Source organism: Peribacillus sp. P4_C12 (assembly GCF_056402095.1).
On sequence record NZ_JBFUIB010000771.1, the window covers coordinates 1 to 1,391 of the forward strand.

Below are 1,391 nucleotides of genomic sequence, written 5' to 3' on the forward strand. Positions count from 1 at the left end.
GGATATCGGCCCTACTTATTACAATGATTACAGTGAACTTTTCATTCCAGGGCACAGAGTTAATCGGAATTGCAGCAGGAGAAAGTGAAAACCCAGAAAAGGTCATACCAAAATCTATCAAACAAACCGTTTGGCGAACTCTTTTCTTCTTTGTGCTTTCAGTCTCTGTACTCTCAGCATTGATTCCAAGGGAAAAAGCAGGAATCGCTGAAAGTCCATTCGTTGTTGTACTAGATAGCATAGGAGTGCCTTATGCGGCGGACATTATGAACTTTATCATTCTCACGGCTCTGCTGTCAGTTGCAAACTCCGGCCTTTATGCGGCGACACGAATGCTGTATTCTCTTTCTAGAGAAGGAATGGCAAGTCCAAAGCTCGGTATGGTAAATAAGAGAGGAATTCCACTAAATGCATTACTTATCACCCTTGCAATAGCCGGGTTGTCTTTACTTTCAAGTGTAGTAGCTGCAAAAACAGTGTTTGTTTTTCTTCTCTCCCTTGCAGGATTAGGAGCACAAATTGGCTGGATTGCCATCGCGGCCTCTCTTCTTGCTTTTAGAAGATCATATATCCGTAAGGGTGGAAAGGTAGAAAATTTAAAATTCAAAGTACCACTATATCCATTCATTCCCATTCTTGCCTTAATAGCAAACTGCATCGTCATGATTAGTCTAGCATTTGTTCCTGAACAGCGGATGGCCCTTTATTGCGGCGGATCGTTCTTCCTTGGTTGTTATGCTGTTTATCACTTTAAGGTGAAGAAAAACAAGCAAGTAAATACACCTCAACAGGAAGTGGAATTAAATTCCGGTAAAAAAATGGTCATCTAATCTTTCCAGATTATCTAGAGAAGAAAGTAAAGTAATGAAAAGCAATCTTTGTTAAAAAGATTGCTTTTCATACTGGGCATTACATAAAATCAATGCGAGAGTATTTACATAAAGAAAAAATACTCTGGAGATATCTCATTTCCAGAGTATTTTTACACTAAACAACTATTAAACAGCTTCTTTTTTCCTTACCTGCTTTAAAAGCAGGGATTTTGAAAGCTACAATTTGTGGTTAAAATGTGAACCGATAATTCATACTACCTTTACTATGTTAACCCAGGTGTCTGAAAGATTGTCCTTTGCTGCAGTCATTACTGAGCGACTATAAATTCTCTTCGCCAAATTCTTTATATCCATAAACGAAATACATAACTACGGCGTATAACATGACTGTCCATGCAAAATTAAATCTGCAGATCTTTTCCTTCCTCGAATAACAAGAGACTTTCACCCCATAAGTGTCCTTCCGCAAAATAGAGTTTTTATCCCAGCTTTGCGGTTAGTGAAATCCCATCAGTTGCAGAGGCGGCTGAAAAAGTTATCCCCAGGGCCATTGTGAAT

Annotated in this window: 1 protein-coding gene; it reads left to right on the forward strand. The window is 38.9% G+C overall.

The window, feature by feature from the left end:
* Positions 1–830 (forward strand): amino acid permease (locus AC1DUW_RS28835; RefSeq protein ID WP_477644188.1); only part of this gene is annotated, 830 nt, incomplete at its 5' end.
* Between the last annotated feature and the right edge of the window lie 561 nt (positions 831–1,391).